Origin of the sequence: Caloramator fervidus (genome assembly GCF_900108045.1) — a bacterium.
Classification (GTDB): Bacteria; Bacillota; Clostridia; order Clostridiales; family Caloramatoraceae; genus Caloramator; species Caloramator fervidus.
Genome location: NZ_FNUK01000001.1, coordinates 1 through 15,112, shown reverse-complemented (window position 1 = coordinate 15,112; position 15,112 = coordinate 1). Strand labels below are relative to the sequence as shown.

Here is a 15,112-nt window from a genome sequence, read left to right as displayed (position 1 = left end):
ATTATATGCATCATTCCCCTTTTAATTTACTTATATTATTTGCAAGGAGGGCAAATTCTTCTATTGTCAAGGTCTCTCCCCTTCTTTTTGGGTCTATGTTTGACTTATTTAATACATCTAAAAGAAGATTTTCATCTCCTACAACAGGCTTTAAAGCGTTGTATAAGGTTTTTCTTCTCATGTTAAAGGCAGCCTTTATAACGTTAAAAAATAATGTCTCGTCTAAAACATCAACCCTTTTTTTGTCCATAACATCAAGCCTTATAACCATAGATTCTACTTTAGGAGGGGGAACAAAACAGTTAGGGGACACTTTGCATATTTTTTTAACCTCACAGTGATACTGACAAAGGAGGGATAAACTTCCGTATTCATCGGTATTTGGTTTTGCAACTATCCTTTCTGCAACTTCTTTTTGAATCATTATTATCATAGAGCTTACTTTTACTTTTTCATTTAAAAGCTTTGTTATTATTGGAGTTGTTACATAATATGGAAGGTTTGCAACCACCTTTACATTTTCTAAATTTTCCTCTTCAATTATTTTGTTAAAATCAACCTTTAAAGCATCAGCATGGATTATCTTTATGTTGTCAAAGTTTGCTAGGGTTTCATTTAAAATAGGTATAAGGTTTTTATCTATTTCAATTGCAACAACCTTTTTAGCCTTCCTTGCCATCTCTTGAGTTAAAGTTCCAATTCCAGGGCCTATTTCAATTACACAGGTGTTTTCATCAAGCTCTGCTGCATCTATTATTTTCTTTAATATATTTTCATCAACAAGAAAGTTTTGGCCAAGGTTTTTGTTAAACTTAAATTCAAAATATTTAACTATGTCCATTGTTTTACTTCTAAGTCCCATTTACTTTCACCTCTATCTTCTTTAGTGCTTTTTCAAATTCTTCCCTTGTAATTCCATATCTGTTTAATCTCTTTAAGAAGGTTTTAGCATTGCAATAACCTATTCCAAGCTCCCTTCCTAAAAGATCCCTTAAAAGGGATGAATTTTCAAAACCTGTAAGTTTATTTTTATAAAGATCCTCATAGGTAAATTCGCATCTGTCCTCAAAATACTCGGTTTTTACCTTTGAAAGAGCTTCTATTATTGCTTCCTTTGAAGCATTTTCAATCCCTATATCCCCATCCTTTTCAGCGGACTCCCTTGGCAAAAAAGCGTGCTTTGCCTTTGGAAAAAGCTTTGTAAGTTTTTCCCTTATTTTTTCCCCTGAAAAATCTGGGTCTGTAAATATTATTATACCCCTTTTTTCATAGGCATTTTTTATATCTTCAATTATTTTTTTATTAAGCCCAAATCCACTTGTTACTATACAGTCGGCATCAACCGCCCTTTTTACTGCAAGAAGATCTCCTTTTCCTTCTACAATGATTACTTCCTTTATCATCCTTTCCCTCCCTGATAATTAGCTTTATTATAATCTTAATACAAAAGTTTAAATTTTAAAATAATAAAATATAAGGCAGCAAAGCTGCCTTATCTTAGAATATAAACATCAACATATTTTGTTCTCCAGTTTCTAAATTCTTCTGTCCCGGGCTCAAAGTAAAGGTCTATCATATATCCCTTTACTGCTCCCCCTGTATCCTCTGCTATGGCAAAACCATAATCTTCTATATAAAGCCTTGTTCCAAGGGGAATAACATCAGGGTCAACGGCAACAGTTGAAAACCCATTTTTATTTCTTCTTGCTATTGTTCCTGTTGCAGTCCTTCCAAATCCTCTATCCCCCGGGCGCTTGCCGGTACATTCATAGCTTGATGTGTACTTGGTTGCCTTCATGGTAAGTTTTCTTACATAAGCTATAGGTTCCCCTCCTCTTGAGGGAGTAAAAAATCCCAACGTGCCTACGTAAACTATTTTATCTACAGGGCGTTTTTTTATAACCTCTGAAATTTTCTTTGTTGAAATTACCTTTCCATCTTCAAGGACAACCTTTGTTTTTACCTCAAGGATGCCTTCCATCCCTTCTTGGATGACCTTTATACTGCCCTTTAGCATGTCGTTGTTAGGCTTTTTAATAACTTTAAACGGGATTGGTTTTGATAAAACTTCGACTTTTTCTACAACGCGGGTTATTTTAATTTCCATATTTGGCTTTACAATTGAATCTAGACTTGGGAAAACCTTATCCTTTTCGTTTAAATTTATACCTTCGCTTTTTAAAAGTTTTTCAACTGTGCCCTCAGCAGATTTTACTTTTAATACCTTCCCATCCACCTTGATGGTAACAGGAACTGCCCTTTTTATTAAAATAATCATTCCGTCTTTAACTTTAGTATCTATATTAGGTCTTATTATGTCCTTTTCTCCTATGTATATGCCATTTTCCTCAAGCAGCGTCCCTACTGTTTTTGCGCTGGTTGTAATAGTTTTTGTTTTTCCATCGCAAACAACAGTAACCCTTCTTTTAGCTGTGAAGCTTACTGACAAAATTAAAACAATAAACGCCACAGCTAAAATAACAGCCCGGGATTTTAATGTTCCCTTCATATATCTACCTCCTTTCATAGGGCATGGGACTTTTAAGATTATAATTTAATCGACAAATTTTGTCAAATTTTAACTTTTTATTAATAAAATATGAATGATTCCGCTTCCCTCCCCCTTATGAAAAGAGGCAACATATACCCTTTCTATGAATTATTCCCATTTTTTATTATAATATGCTCAAGATTAAAAAATGTTAAAAAGATTTGCTGCGTTTTCAAAAGTTTTTTGCTTTACATTTTCAAAGGTAGTCTCTTTAATTTCTGCTATCTTTTCTATTATAAACCTTAAATAAGAAGAGTCATTCCTCTCTCCCCTATGAGGATGAGGAGCCATGTATGGGCAATCTGTTTCTACTAATATATATTCAAGAGGAACATTTTTTACAACCTCAACAGTCTTTTTAGCGTTTTTAAAGGTAACAACCCCTGTAAAACCTAATAAATATCCAAGCTTTATAAACTCCTTTGCCATCTCTAGGCTGCCTGAAAAACAGTGTAAAACTCCCCTTAAACCTTTAAACTCCTTTAAAACTTTTAAAGTATCTTCATGGGCTTCTCTGTTGTGAATTACAACTGGAAGGTCAAGCTGCCTTGCAAGGTCAAGCTGCTCTTTAAAGGCCTTCATCTGGATATTTCTATCATAATCCCAATAATAATCAAGGCCTATTTCACCTATTGCAACAATCTTTTCATTTTGCGCAAGGTCCCCTATTAAGTTTATATCAACATCCTTTGAAAACTCAGGATGAACTCCTAAAGCACCATAAAAAAAGTCATACTTTTTAACAAGCTCTAAAGTTTTATAACAGGATTCTATGCTTGATGCACAATTCAAAACTGCTTCAACTTTAAAATCCTTAAGCTTTTTTATAACCTCATCCCTATCATTAGAAAAGGCTTTATCATCATAATGGGCATGGGAATCAAACATTTATATCCCTCCTTTGTAAGTAAAAGGGGCTTTTAGCCCCTTACTTTACTTGACTTCCTGTTTCTATGTCATCATCTACAGTTGCAAGAACTAGCTTTTCTTTATCCTCAGTGGATGCTGCAAGAATCATTCCAAAGGATTCTACCCCTCTTAATTTAACAGGTTTTAGATTAGCAACAAGTATAACCTTCTTTCCTATAAGTTTTTCAGGCTCATAATGTTTTGCAATTCCTGAAACTATTTGTCTTTCTTCTCCACCAAGGTCAACCTTAAGTTTTAAAAGCTTATCTGCTCCCTTTATTTTCTCAGCTTCTAAAATCTTTACAACTCTAAGGTCTATCTTGTCAAAATCCTCAATAGTTATCTCAGGCTTTATAGGAACCATCTTTTTATCCTCCTTTTTGCCATACAATCTTTCAAGCTCTTCAAGTTTCTTTTCAACATCTATTCTTGGGAATAGTATTTCTCCTCTTTTAACTTCTGTATTATCTAAAACACCAAACTCTAATATGCTGTCCCAAGTTAAAAATCTTTCTTTAAAATTAAATTGTTTGTTTATCTTTTCTGATGAATCTGGCATAAAGGATGATATAAGAACTGAAATTATTCTTATAGCTTCAGTTAAATTGTATAAAACCGCCTTTAATCTTTCCTTGTTTGCCTCATCCTTTGCTAAAGCCCAAGGCATTGTTTCATCTATGTATTTATTTGCCCTTCTTACAAGACGCCAAATCTCATCAAGGGCTTCAGAAACCTTTAAGTCATCCATGAGTTTTTCAACATTTCTTGGCACTTCAAGGGCAACATTTTTAAGGTCTTTATCATATTCATCTTCTGAAGATGTCTTTTCAATTTTTCCTCCAAAGTATTTTTCAATCATGGTAAGGGTTCTTGATACTAAGTTTCCAAGGTCATTTGCAAGGTCTGAGTTTATTCTTTTTATAAACATTTCGCTACTAAAGTTTCCATCGTTTTCAAAGGTTATTTCCTTTAAAAGATAATATCTTACAGCATCTACTCCAAAATGTTCTGTTAAAACAACAGGGTCCACCACATTCCCCTTTGACTTTGACATCTTTCCTCCATCAACTAAAAGCCAACCATGTCCATAAACCCTCTTAGGAAGAGGCAAATCAAGAGCCATAAGCATTATAGGCCAAATTATAGTGTGGAATCTTACTATATCCTTTCCAACAAGATGAACATCAGCTGGCCAATATTTTTGATAAAGGGAAGTATCGTCGCTTCCATATCCTAGAGCTGTTATATAATTTGAAAGGGCATCTATCCAAACATAAACAACGTGCTTTTCATCAAAGGTTACTGGAATACCCCAAGTAAAGGAGGTTCTTGATACACAAAGGTCTTCAAGGCCTGGTTTTATAAAGTTATTTATCATTTCATTTTTTCTTTTTTCAGGCAAAATAAAATCTGGATGTTCTTCTATATATTTTAATAATCTGTCTTGATACTTTGAAAGCCTAAAAAAGTATGCCTCTTCTTTTGTCCATTCAACTTCTCTTCCGCAGTCTGGACACTTTCCATCAACAAGCTGAGTTTCAGTAAAAAAGGATTCACAAGGAGTGCAATACCATCCTTCATAATATCCTTTATAAATATCTCCTTTTTCATAAAGCTTTTTAAATATAGTTTGAACAGCTTTTATATGATATTCATCGGTGGTTCTTATGAACTTATCATAGGATATATTCATTCTTTTCCAAAGTTCCTTTATTGAAGCTACTATATTATCAACATATTCCTTTGGAGTTACTCCCTTTTTTTCTGCTATTCTTTGAATTTTTTGTCCATGCTCATCGGTTCCTGTCAAGAAAAACACATCGTATCCAGTAAGCCTTTTAAACCTTGCAAGAGCATCTGCAAGGACGGTTGTATATGTATTACCTATATGAAGCTTATCGCTTGGGTAATAAATAGGGGTGGTTATATAATACTTCCCTTTCATTAGCTTCCCTCCTTTTAAGTGCCTAACACCTTAATTAAACCAATGGCACCCCACCCAAAGGGGCAAGGTGCCTCATACCTCCCCAAAATTTACACTTTTCACTTAAACAAAAGTTTATACAAAATATTGTTATATGTCAATAAAATCATATATTTTCAACTGCAACAACATCGTATCCCGCTTCTTCCACCAAGCTTTTTAACCTTTCATAATCTAAATTTTCTCCTTCAACAAGGGCATATTTTTTCTCTAAATTTACCTCTAAAACCTTTACTCCCCCCTCCTCCAATGCATTTTTGACATGATTTTTACAGTGATTGCAGGACATTCCTTCAATATATAACTTCTTTTTCATGATAAAACCTCCCTTTATCTAAACCTTTTAAGCCTTAAAGCATTTATTACAACTGAAACAGAGCTTAAACTCATTGCAGCTGCAGCAATCATAGGGTTTAACTTTGGCCCTCCAAACAAAGTTAAAATTCCTGCTGCAATTGGGATTCCAACTACATTGTAGAAAAAAGCCCAAAATAAATTTTGTTTTATGTTTTTTATAGTAGCTTTACTTAACCTTATGGCCTTTACAACATCTAAAGGATCGTCCTTCATTAAAACTATATCTGCAGACTCTATTGCAATATCTGTTCCCGAGCCTATTGCAATTCCAACATCAGCTTTTGCAAGGGCTGGAGCATCGTTTATTCCATCACCAACCATTGCAACTATTTTTTTATCCCTTTGAAGTTTTTCAATTTCTTTTGCTTTGTCCTTTGGAAGAACCTCTGCTATTACTTTTTCTATTCCAACCTCCTTTGCAATTTTAAGGGCAGTCCTTTTATTATCTCCAGTTATCATTATAACCTCAATTCCCAAGTTTTTAAGCTTTTCAACAGCTTCCTTACTAGTCTTTTTAGGTAAATCTATAACTGCAATAACTCCTATAAGCTTCTTACCCTTTGCAACAAACATAGGAGTTTTTCCTTGGCTTGTGTATTCTTCAAATTTTAATAATCCTTCAGATATGTCAATATTATTTTCCTCTAAAAATTTTTTATTCCCTATAATTACCTCTTTACCTTCAACTAAAGCTTTAACTCCATGTCCCGGAATAGAATAAAATTCTTGTGCATCTTTAAAAGTTAATCCCCTATCCTCTGCCCCCTTTACTATTGCCTTTGCAATAGGATGCTCCGACATTCTTTCAACAGACGCTGCAAGGGATAAAACAGTATCTTCATCTTCACCTAGTGCATATACATCTGAAAGCTTTGGTTTCCCTTCTGTAATTGTTCCTGTTTTATCAAAAACTACCGCTTGAATCTTATTAGCTATTTCTAAAGCCTCCCCTGTTTTTATGAGTATTCCATTTTCTGCCCCTTTACCTGAGGCTACCATTATTGCCGTGGGGGTTGCAAGGCCTAAGGCGCAAGGACAAGCTATTACCAAAACAGATATAAAAGTCGTAATTGAAAATATAAAACCTTTTCCTGCCACCATCCAAGATATAAAGGATATTAAGGCTATTAATATTACAACGGGAACAAAATATCCAGATATTACATCAGCAAGCCTTGCAATAGGAGCTTTGGAAGCTTGAGCTGTCTCAACTAAAGTTATTATTTGAGAAAGAACCGTATCTTTCCCAACACCTGTCGCTTTAATCTTTAAAAAACCGTTTTTATTTATAGTTGCTGCAAAAACCTTATCCCCTTCTTTCTTATCAACAGGCACGCTCTCTCCAGTTAACATGGACTCATCTACGCTAGCATAACCTTCTATAACACATCCATCAACAGGAATTTTCTCTCCGGGTTTTACTAAAACTATATCAGAAATTTGAACATCCTGAGCGGGAATTACGATTTCTTTACCATCTTTTATAACTGTTGCCATTTTAGGTTGGAGATTTAAAAGTTTTTTTATAGCTTCCTTTGTTTTCCCTTTTGTTTTTGCCTCAAGATATTTTCCAAGAAGTATTAAAGTTATTATAGTTGCTGCTGACTCAAAATAAAGATCCATAGAATATTCATGATGTCCTAAAAAAATCATTATAATAGCAAATATTCCATAAAGCATTGCAGCAGATGTTCCTACTGCAATTAAACTATCCATATTTGGCATTCCTTTTACTATATTTCTAAAACCTACTTTATAAAACTTTTTTCCTGCATACAAGGAAGGTAAAGCAAGAACAAATTGAAGCAAAGCAAAATTCAAAGGATTTTTATGGGGATTTATAAAACTAGGAAGTTTTAAACCAAACATATGACCCATAGCTATTATTAAAAGAGGAATAGAAAAAGTTGATGCTAAAATAAAATTTTTTAAAATATCTTTTCCTTGATCCTCTGTTTCCTCCTCTTTAATCTCATATCCTAACTTTTTTACAGTTTCTTTTATCTTTGATAAACTGATCTTTGAAGCATCATATTCTATATATAACTTTTCAGCTGCAAAATTAACCTGTGCCTTTAAAACTCCATCTAACTTTTTTAAAGAACGTTCTATAGCCTTTGCGCAGGCTGCACAAGTCATTCCGCTTACCTTTAAAACCTTTTCCATAACATCCTCCTTATCTTGATAATTTTTCTATAATCTCAATTATTTCTTCTATTTTTTCCTCTGCATTATTTTCAATAAAGGCTAATCTAACACAAGTGTTTAAATGTTTTTTTAAAATAATCATGTTGGCCTTTTTAAGAATAGACTGAGCTGCAAGTATTTGGTTTGAAATATCTATGCAGTATCTTCCCTCTTCTATCATTTTAATTATTCCATCTATTTGTCCCTTTGCAGTTTTTAAATATTTAATGGCCTCTTCTCTGTCCATAACATCCCTCCCTACCATAGCGGGGTATGTAATTATTATAAAAATAAGCTTAAGAAAAATCAAGAAAATCTTCTAAAAAGCTTAAAACTTTATTTAAAAAAATCCCCCACTTTGACATTTTATAAACTTCAACCATATAACCTTGGCCATAAACATCAGAGCTGCCAAAAGCCTTTAATATTATCTCCTCTTTCCCATCACCATCTATATCAACTACATCTTCAACGTTTCTTACATAAAAGGCATATAGCCTTGCCTTTCTTTTTCCAAAGTTTAATATTCTATTTAAATTTAAATCATAATATTCAAGCTTTTGTATATTTCCAATCCTTAAAGACATGTTATTTCTATAAACGCTAGAGGCCAAAAATCCATCATTAAACTTAAATATGTCGTTTATCCCGTTTTTCTTAAGATACTTTTTATACACAAAATAAAATTTTCCATCTTCAAACTTATAATGATAAAACAAGTTTTTGTCGCTAGCATTTGTAATAATATAAATTCCTTCATCAATGTAAAAACATTTAGGTATTATGTCCTCGCCTATTTTTCCACTGTAGACTAATTTTAATCCATTTTCATATTTAAAAACTTGAACATTGCCGTTTCTGTCCAGCAAAACTGCCTCATCAAATTCATCCCCATCAAGCCTTCCACATTTTAACATGAAAATGTCAAACTTAAGTTTATATCTAGATATTATTTTGCCTTTTTCATCTATTAAAACTAAATCCCCCATAGGAGATACTCCCAAAAGCTCGTATTTACCCCTGAAATTTACGCTGTTTATAAACTGCAGGGGGATGTCTACTTTGTATAAAAAATCACCTATAATTTTATCCTTATTAAAGTTTAACTTATAGATTTCACTATATCTTAACTTATTAGAAAGCCTAACAAGGGTTCTTTTTCCTTTTATATCAATGCTTGATGTATATTTTCTTCCTAAGGTTTTTAAATAAAGTTCATCGGAGGATAAGCTTAAAAGGTTATCCCCCTCAAAGCTTTGAAAGTATTCATCAGAAGAGGCTACCCTTTTAAGGCCTATAAGCCCTACATCATTAAGCAAAAATGCTGAGGAAAACTTTAAAAGGGATAAAACTAGCAAAACGTTTATAAATATACTTCCTTTATCCTTAAAATCCTTTTTTTCATATCCTACATAGGTTGAAGAGGCAATATCATGAAGACATCGTGCATCTTTATCTATAAAGGAATATAAATAGCCTAAATAGTAAAAACAAGAAGCAATTCTATAAAATTCCCTTTTTAATACGTTTTTAAAGCTGTTGTTATATATCTTAAGCTTTAAAAGTTTCATCCCAAAGGTGCCACCTAAAAAGGTTAAGGTCAATACCCTATATAAAAATAATATAACGTTAGCAATAATAAAACCTAATACTCCAAGTTTTAATAAAAAATAATATATTATGCCATATAACAAGTAATCTATAACAAAAGAGGCAAATCGGGAAAATATAATGGCTATCTTCATAACATCACCATTATTATTTTTCCCAATTTGCCCTTTTAAATTTCAGATTTTATAATACCTTTATTTTTCCATCTTCCACTAAAATAATAGGAAAGACTTAATGTCATTCCAACTAAAAAACCTATGCCTATTGCATACCAAACCCCAACAAGCCCTATCCTCTTTGATAATATATTTGCAAGGGGAATCCTAACAAACCAAAGCCCCACAAGGGTTATAAGCATTGCAACAAAGGTATCTCCAGCTCCCCTTACAACTCCATTTGCAATAAACATAAAGGTGAAAAAACAGTAAAATAAACCTAAAACTTTAAGATACTGAACTCCAAGCTCTACAACAACTTTATTTTTAGTAAACATAAGAATTAAATACCTTGGAATAAATTGAGTTATGAAAATAGTAAAAATTGAAAGAATAAATCCCATAACCATTGCAGCTTTAAATCCCCGTTTTACCCTATCTATTCTACCTGCTCCAAGGTTTTGTCCTGTAAAGGAGGATACCGATAAAGCTATGCTCATTGTAGGCATGAATATAAAGGACTCAACCCTAGATGCTGCTCCAAAGGCAGCCATAGCATCAGCACCAAACCTATTTATAATCGCATTTAAGAAAACTCCTGCAACAGAAACCAAAGTTTGTTGAATAGCCATAGGAAAACCTATTTTAAATATAAGGAGCATTATATCTTTGTCAAATTTTAGCTGATTATACTTTATTTTGAACATCTCATATCTTTTATAAAGATAAAAAAATCCCATAATAAAAGATACACCTTGAGAAATAACAGTTGCATAAGCTGCCCCTGCAACGCCAAGTTTTAAAACATATATAAATATTGGGTCAAGAATAATATTAACAAAGGTTGCAACTATTAAAAAATATAAAGGAGTTTTTGAGTCCCCCATTCCTCTTAGTATTGCACTAAGGCCATTGTAACCATACATAAAAAGCATTCCCATAAACATTATTTTAAGATAAACATCAGCATTTTCTAATATAACAGGTGGTGTATCTATAAGGATAAGAAGCCTTCTTGATAGTAAGATTCCTGCCAAGGTGGTTATAAAAGATGCCAATAAAAGCATTAAGAATGTATTATTTATAGTCCTTTTTACGTTTTCCAAATCCTTTGCACCATAATATTGAGAAATTATTATAGTAACTCCCATAGTAAGCCCCATAACAAGGGATATTAGCATGAATATTATTGGAAAGCTTACTGCAACAGCAGCAAGGCCATTGCTACCAACTATTTGACCAACCCATATGCTATCAACGGTATTATAAAGCGCTTGAAAAAGGTTCCCAATAAGCATTGGAATTGCAAACAAAAGTATGTGTTTTCCTTCGCTTCCTTTTGTCAAATCCCTCATTGTACCACCTCTTTTGTAGATCATAATTTATTTTATACCACAAACTACATAAACTGCAATTAAGGTGCTTATAAAATGAATGATTAAAGCTACCAAAAGGGTGTGTCTTATTTTTTTTATATCAACAATTCCAAAGTAAAGGCCTAAAGTATAAAATATAGTTTCCGTCGAACCCATCATAACAGAGGCTATTTTAGCCTCTTTAGAATCTATGCCATATTGCCTAGAAATATCCGTCAAAACAGCAATGGCTCCGCTTCCAGATAAAGGTTTTATTAAAAACATAGGTAAAATTTCTCTAGGAATATTAAAAAATTCAGCAAAGGGACCTAAAAGATTGATAAAAAAATCAAGGGCAGAGGAACTTCTAAATATATCTATTGCAAAAATCATAGTCAAAAGATATGGAGCTATCTTATAAACTGTTAAAAAACCGTCTTTGACTCCAAGTATAAATTCATCAAATACATTTACCCCCTTGGCGTATGCAAAAACCATAACAAGAATAAGAAAAAGACTTATAAAAAGCATAATACCTCCTAAAAGGATTACTTAAATCTTTGAAATAATTTATCTAATAAAAGAGCTATGATTATAGAAACAGAACTTGTTATAATTATAGGGGTTATTATGTCATAAGGCTCCTTTGAACCTAAGCTTGCCCTTAAAGATATCAAAGTTGTTGGAATTATTTGCAAAGAAGCTGAATTTATTATTAAAAATGTAACCATATAATCAGAGGCGGTATCCTTTTTAGGATTTATCCTTTGAAGTTCTTCCATAGCCTTAAGGCCAAAGGGAGTTGCAGCATTTGAAAGCCCAAGCATATTGCTAGTTATATTCATTATTATGTTAAAAAAAGCGGGTTTTGACCTTTCGTAAAGCCCAGGAAATATAAACCTTAAAGGGAGGCTTAAAAATCTTGAAAAAATATCAACAATACCGCTCTTTTCACATATCCTCATAACTCCTGACCAAAAGGCCATAATTCCAACAAGGGAAATTAAAAGCTCAACAGATCTTTGAGAGGATTCGGTTATAACCTTTATTAAACTATTATCCCCCTTTATTATAAAAGAAGCTATCCCAAAAATAATCATAAAAAACCAAAGCTTATTTACCATAACCCCACCTAAAAAAACTGCTATATAATTTATATTCAAAAATTAAAGCAAAATTACAAACTCAGTTCCCTTTCCTTCTTGACTGTAAACTAAAATTTCACCACCATGAAGTTTTATAATTTCCCTTGCAATTGAAAGTCCAAGGCCTCCTACTCCCTTTTCCTTTACTCTGTAAAATCTTTCAAAAATATAGGGAAGGTGTTCTTTTTGAATTCCTTCGCCATCATCCTTTATGCTAATTTTTATTTTATCACCTTTAGTAACATTGATTTCAATTTTTCCGTCATCTTTTGTATGTTTAATTGAGTTGCTTAAAATATTCAATATTGCCATTTCCATATATTCAGGATCTAAATTTATATAAAAATCAAAACAATTTAATATTATTTGCCTTTTACCTTTTATTATCTTTACTTTATCTATTACTTCCAATAAAATATCCTTTATGTTTACTTTCTGTTTATTTAATGTTACACTGCCAGATTCAATTTTAGCCAAGGTTAAGTTTTCATTAACAAGCCTATTTAACCTTTCAACTTCTTCAATAATTTCTTCAATATATTCCTTTTTTTGTCCCTGTGGAATTAAATCATCATAAAGGGCCTCAGCATAACCTTTTATTATTCCAAGAGGTGTTCTAAACTCATGGGTAACATTTGCTATAAAATCACGCCTTAATTTTTCTGTCTTTTTAAGGTTTTGTGCCATATCATTTATAGTATTTGCAAGCTCTTCAATCTCATCTTTTGAGTTTACTTCAAGCCTTATGTCATAATTACCCTTTGAAATTCTTTCTGCAGCCTCTTTTATTTTTAGTATTGGCCTTGTAAATGCACTGCTTAATATAATTGCTCCTATAATTGAAATTATTAATGCCAATATAAAAAGTATTGTAAACTGCCATTTTAATCTTGAAACATCATTTTTCAAAGTAAAGGAAGAAATATGAATGAAAATTGCACCATAGGTATTCTCTTTTTTTATAGGATAACCAAGAGTAATAAGCTGACTTTTGCTTAACATTTTTTCATCAGTTGTAAAAATCAAGTTTCCCTTTATTACTTGTTTTAAATACTTACTTTCTATTCTATATGTTCTTCCAAACATATAGTTTCCGCTTTGAAAAATCATATTCCCGTTAGAGTCAAAAATACTAACCCTTCCCCCTATAGTATTAGCTACTTTTAAAGCCTCTTTAGTCATGTTATTAATGTCTTCATAATAAAAAGCAATCTTTTTAGCATAACCAATAAGCTTATTTTTTTCATTATTAGAATAAAATCTGTCAATTAAATTTGTTTGAAGAACATAATTAGCCAGTAAAAGCACACTCAAAAGCAAACTCGTATAAACTAAAAGTTTAAACCTTATCCCTTTCATTTTTTCACCTCAAATTTATATCCTATTCCCCTTACAGTTTCTATAAAATCTCTAAAATTCCCAAGTTTTTCCCTCAAGTTTTTAATATGTGTATCAACAACTCTAAGATCCCCAAAATAATCATATCCCCAAACAGCATTCAAAATCTGCTCTCTTGAAAGGGCTATATTAGGCCTTTCATATAAATACAAAAGCAGGTCAAACTCCTTTGGAGTTAAGTCAACCTTTTTACCCATTATATAAACTTCCCTTCCAGCTTTGTCTATTTTAAGTCCCTCTACTGTTTCATTTTTCTTAACTCTTTTTAAAATAGCCTTTACCCTTGCAACAACTTCCTTTGGACTTGCAGGCTTTACAACGTAATCATCAACCCCAAGTTCAAATCCAAATATTTTATCCTCTTCCTCTCCCCTTGCTGTTAGCATAATAACAGGAACATCGCTATGTTTTCTTATTTGTCTTAATATACTCCAGCCATCTTTTTCAGGAAGCATAACATCAAGTATTAAAATATCATAAATATCTTGTAAAAACTTTTCAATAGCCTCATTTCCATCCTCAGCCTCTTCAACAAAAAAACCTTCATTTTCAAGATAAAGCTTTAAAACCTTCCTTAGCTTTTGTTCATCTTCAACTACAAGAACTTTAATCATATTATCACCTCTTAAAAATATAATAATACAAATTCTGGAACATTTGAATTATCTTCACAAAATCTACACATTAACAACATATTATCATCAAAAATTGGGATTATAATTAAAGCATAAAATAAATCAAGGAGGTTGATTTTATGAAATCAAAAAAATTGTTAATAGCAATTTCTGCTATAATGTTAATTAGCACAACAGCCTTTGCCTATGCAAAAACAAGACCAATCGACATCGCATCAAAACTTACAGGAAAAAGTATAGAGACTTTATATAAAGAAAGACAATCAGGAAAAACTTTTGGAACAATAGCAAAGGAAGCTGGAAAGCTTGAAGAATTTAAAAAAGAAATGTTAAAGGCAAGAAAAGAAATTTTAGATGAAAAGGTAAAAGCAGGAATTTTAACCCAAAAACAAGCTGATGAAATTTATAACGCTATAAAAAACAATCAGGCTTTATGTAACGGAGAAGGCTTTAGAAAATTTGGTCAAAAATATGGTTTAGGATTTTCACAAGGTAGAAGAAAATAAAAAGGGCTTATTTAAGCCCTTTTCAGATTGTTGACAAAGTATAATTTTAAAAAGAGAATCCATCACAAAAAAAGGATTCTCTTTTTTTATGTCGAAATATAATAATATACGAAGTAATAAAGGAGGATAAGTATGCTAACAATCAACAAAGATAAAATTCGTAGAGAACAAGTTGAATTTATCTCTGTTGACCAATTGGTTCCAGAAGATCATTTAGTTAGAAAAATAGAAAAAGCTATCAATTTTGATTTCATATATGATCTTGTAAAGGACATGTATTGCTTAAATAATGGGAGACCAAGCATAGATCCTGTTGTAT

The 15,112-nt window shown here is 32.1% G+C and carries 16 protein-coding genes; 2 read left to right on the top strand and 14 right to left on the bottom strand.

The features are described 5' to 3' along the window. Nucleotides 1-10: 10 nt before the first annotated feature. The 14 genes from rsmA to C4R78_RS00015 all read right to left on the bottom strand — a co-directional run bounded on the left by rsmA (nt 11) and on the right by C4R78_RS00015 (nt 14,266). Entirely contained in the window at nt 11-862 is an 852-nt protein-coding gene (rsmA, locus tag C4R78_RS00080; RefSeq protein ID WP_103895052.1) for a 16S rRNA (adenine(1518)-N(6)/adenine(1519)-N(6))-dimethyltransferase RsmA, read from the bottom strand. Further along, the gene (rnmV, locus tag C4R78_RS00075) at nt 852-1,403 is read right to left on the bottom strand and encodes a ribonuclease M5 (RefSeq protein WP_103895051.1); all 552 of its coding nucleotides are present in this window, start codon (nt 1,401-1,403) and stop codon (nt 852-854) included. The genes rsmA and rnmV overlap by 11 nt, the downstream gene beginning before the upstream one ends. Before the next feature lie 89 nt (nt 1,404-1,492). Continuing rightward, a complete protein-coding gene (locus tag C4R78_RS00070) occupies nt 1,493-2,509 on the bottom strand; it encodes a ubiquitin-like domain-containing protein (RefSeq protein ID WP_159945752.1) in 1,017 nt (338 codons plus the stop codon). 183 nt (nt 2,510-2,692) lie between these two features. Beyond that, nucleotides 2,693-3,439: a TatD family hydrolase gene (locus C4R78_RS00065; RefSeq protein WP_103895049.1), complete on the bottom strand. Its 747-nt coding sequence runs from the start codon at nt 3,437-3,439 to the stop codon at nt 2,693-2,695. Between the two features lie 40 nt (nt 3,440-3,479). Further along, nucleotides 3,480-5,405, bottom strand: a complete 1,926-nt coding sequence (gene metG / locus C4R78_RS00060) for a methionine--tRNA ligase (protein ID WP_103895048.1) — start codon at nt 5,403-5,405, stop codon at nt 3,480-3,482. A gap of 145 nt (nt 5,406-5,550) precedes the next feature. Beyond that, complete coding sequence (locus C4R78_RS00055) at nt 5,551-5,760, bottom strand: heavy-metal-associated domain-containing protein (RefSeq protein WP_103895047.1); 210 nt, start codon at nt 5,758-5,760, stop codon at nt 5,551-5,553. A 14-nt stretch (nt 5,761-5,774) separates the two neighbouring features. Further along, nucleotides 5,775-7,967: a heavy metal translocating P-type ATPase gene (locus tag C4R78_RS00050; protein WP_103895046.1), complete on the bottom strand. Its 2,193-nt coding sequence runs from the start codon at nt 7,965-7,967 to the stop codon at nt 5,775-5,777. Nucleotides 7,968-7,977: 10 nt separating this feature from the next. Further along, complete coding sequence (locus tag C4R78_RS00045) at nt 7,978-8,235, bottom strand: metal-sensing transcriptional repressor (protein WP_103895045.1); 258 nt, start codon at nt 8,233-8,235, stop codon at nt 7,978-7,980. 49 nt (nt 8,236-8,284) lie between these two features. Then, nucleotides 8,285-9,733 carry an RDD family protein gene (locus C4R78_RS00040; protein WP_103895044.1) on the bottom strand — a complete coding sequence of 483 codons (1,449 nt, stop codon included), beginning with the start codon at nt 9,731-9,733 and terminating at the stop codon, nt 8,285-8,287. Between the two features lie 35 nt (nt 9,734-9,768). Then, nucleotides 9,769-11,109 (bottom strand): MATE family efflux transporter, encoded by a 1,341-nt coding sequence (locus C4R78_RS00035; RefSeq protein ID WP_103895043.1) that lies wholly within the window; start codon nt 11,107-11,109, stop codon nt 9,769-9,771. 27 nt (nt 11,110-11,136) lie between these two features. Continuing rightward, the gene (locus C4R78_RS00030) at nt 11,137-11,640 is read right to left on the bottom strand and encodes a spore maturation protein (RefSeq protein ID WP_103895042.1); all 504 of its coding nucleotides are present in this window, start codon (nt 11,638-11,640) and stop codon (nt 11,137-11,139) included. Between the two features lie 17 nt (nt 11,641-11,657). Then, nucleotides 11,658-12,233, bottom strand: coding sequence for a nucleoside recognition domain-containing protein (locus C4R78_RS00025; protein ID WP_103895041.1), 576 nt, complete (start codon nt 12,231-12,233; stop codon nt 11,658-11,660). A 42-nt stretch (nt 12,234-12,275) separates the two neighbouring features. Next, the gene (locus C4R78_RS00020; protein ID WP_103895040.1) at nt 12,276-13,613 is read right to left on the bottom strand and encodes a sensor histidine kinase; all 1,338 of its coding nucleotides are present in this window, start codon (nt 13,611-13,613) and stop codon (nt 12,276-12,278) included. Continuing rightward, the gene (locus tag C4R78_RS00015; protein WP_173689723.1) at nt 13,610-14,266 is read right to left on the bottom strand and encodes a response regulator transcription factor; all 657 of its coding nucleotides are present in this window, start codon (nt 14,264-14,266) and stop codon (nt 13,610-13,612) included. The genes C4R78_RS00020 and C4R78_RS00015 overlap by 4 nt, the downstream gene beginning before the upstream one ends. Nucleotides 14,267-14,406: 140 nt before the next feature. Between C4R78_RS00015 and C4R78_RS00010 the strand changes: the two genes are divergently transcribed. Together C4R78_RS00010 and C4R78_RS00005 are read left to right on the top strand one after the other, a co-directional pair. Next, nucleotides 14,407-14,793, top strand: a complete 387-nt coding sequence (locus C4R78_RS00010) for a DUF2680 domain-containing protein (protein WP_103895039.1) — start codon at nt 14,407-14,409, stop codon at nt 14,791-14,793. Between the two features lie 132 nt (nt 14,794-14,925). Beyond that, on the top strand, nt 14,926-15,112 hold a 187-nt coding region (locus tag C4R78_RS00005; RefSeq protein ID WP_479722856.1), incomplete at its 3' end, for a transposase.

Bases quoted from the DNA above. Each gene is read 5' to 3' on its own strand.
- rsmA (WP_103895052.1), bottom strand. From the start codon at position 862: ATGGGACTTAGAAGTAAAACAATGGACATAGTTAAATATTTTGAATTT.
- rnmV (WP_103895051.1), bottom strand. From the start codon at position 1,403: ATGATAAAGGAAGTAATCATTGTAGAAGGAAAAGGAGATCTTCTTGCA.
- C4R78_RS00070 (WP_159945752.1), bottom strand. From the start codon at position 2,509: ATGAAGGGAACATTAAAATCCCGGGCTGTTATTTTAGCTGTGGCGTTT.
- C4R78_RS00065 (WP_103895049.1), bottom strand. From the start codon at position 3,439: ATGTTTGATTCCCATGCCCATTATGATGATAAAGCCTTTTCTAATGAT.
- metG (WP_103895048.1), bottom strand. From the start codon at position 5,405: ATGAAAGGGAAGTATTATATAACCACCCCTATTTATTACCCAAGCGAT.
- C4R78_RS00055 (WP_103895047.1), bottom strand. From the start codon at position 5,760: ATGAAAAAGAAGTTATATATTGAAGGAATGTCCTGCAATCACTGTAAA.
- C4R78_RS00050 (WP_103895046.1), bottom strand. From the start codon at position 7,967: ATGGAAAAGGTTTTAAAGGTAAGCGGAATGACTTGTGCAGCCTGCGCA.
- C4R78_RS00045 (WP_103895045.1), bottom strand. From the start codon at position 8,235: ATGGACAGAGAAGAGGCCATTAAATATTTAAAAACTGCAAAGGGACAA.
- C4R78_RS00040 (WP_103895044.1), bottom strand. From the start codon at position 9,733: ATGAAGATAGCCATTATATTTTCCCGATTTGCCTCTTTTGTTATAGAT.
- C4R78_RS00035 (WP_103895043.1), bottom strand. From the start codon at position 11,109: ATGAGGGATTTGACAAAAGGAAGCGAAGGAAAACACATACTTTTGTTT.
- C4R78_RS00030 (WP_103895042.1), bottom strand. From the start codon at position 11,640: ATGCTTTTTATAAGTCTTTTTCTTATTCTTGTTATGGTTTTTGCATAC.
- C4R78_RS00025 (WP_103895041.1), bottom strand. From the start codon at position 12,233: ATGGTAAATAAGCTTTGGTTTTTTATGATTATTTTTGGGATAGCTTCT.
- C4R78_RS00020 (WP_103895040.1), bottom strand. From the start codon at position 13,613: ATGAAAGGGATAAGGTTTAAACTTTTAGTTTATACGAGTTTGCTTTTG.
- C4R78_RS00015 (WP_173689723.1), bottom strand. From the start codon at position 14,266: ATGATTAAAGTTCTTGTAGTTGAAGATGAACAAAAGCTAAGGAAGGTT.
- C4R78_RS00010 (WP_103895039.1), top strand. From the start codon at position 14,407: ATGAAATCAAAAAAATTGTTAATAGCAATTTCTGCTATAATGTTAATT.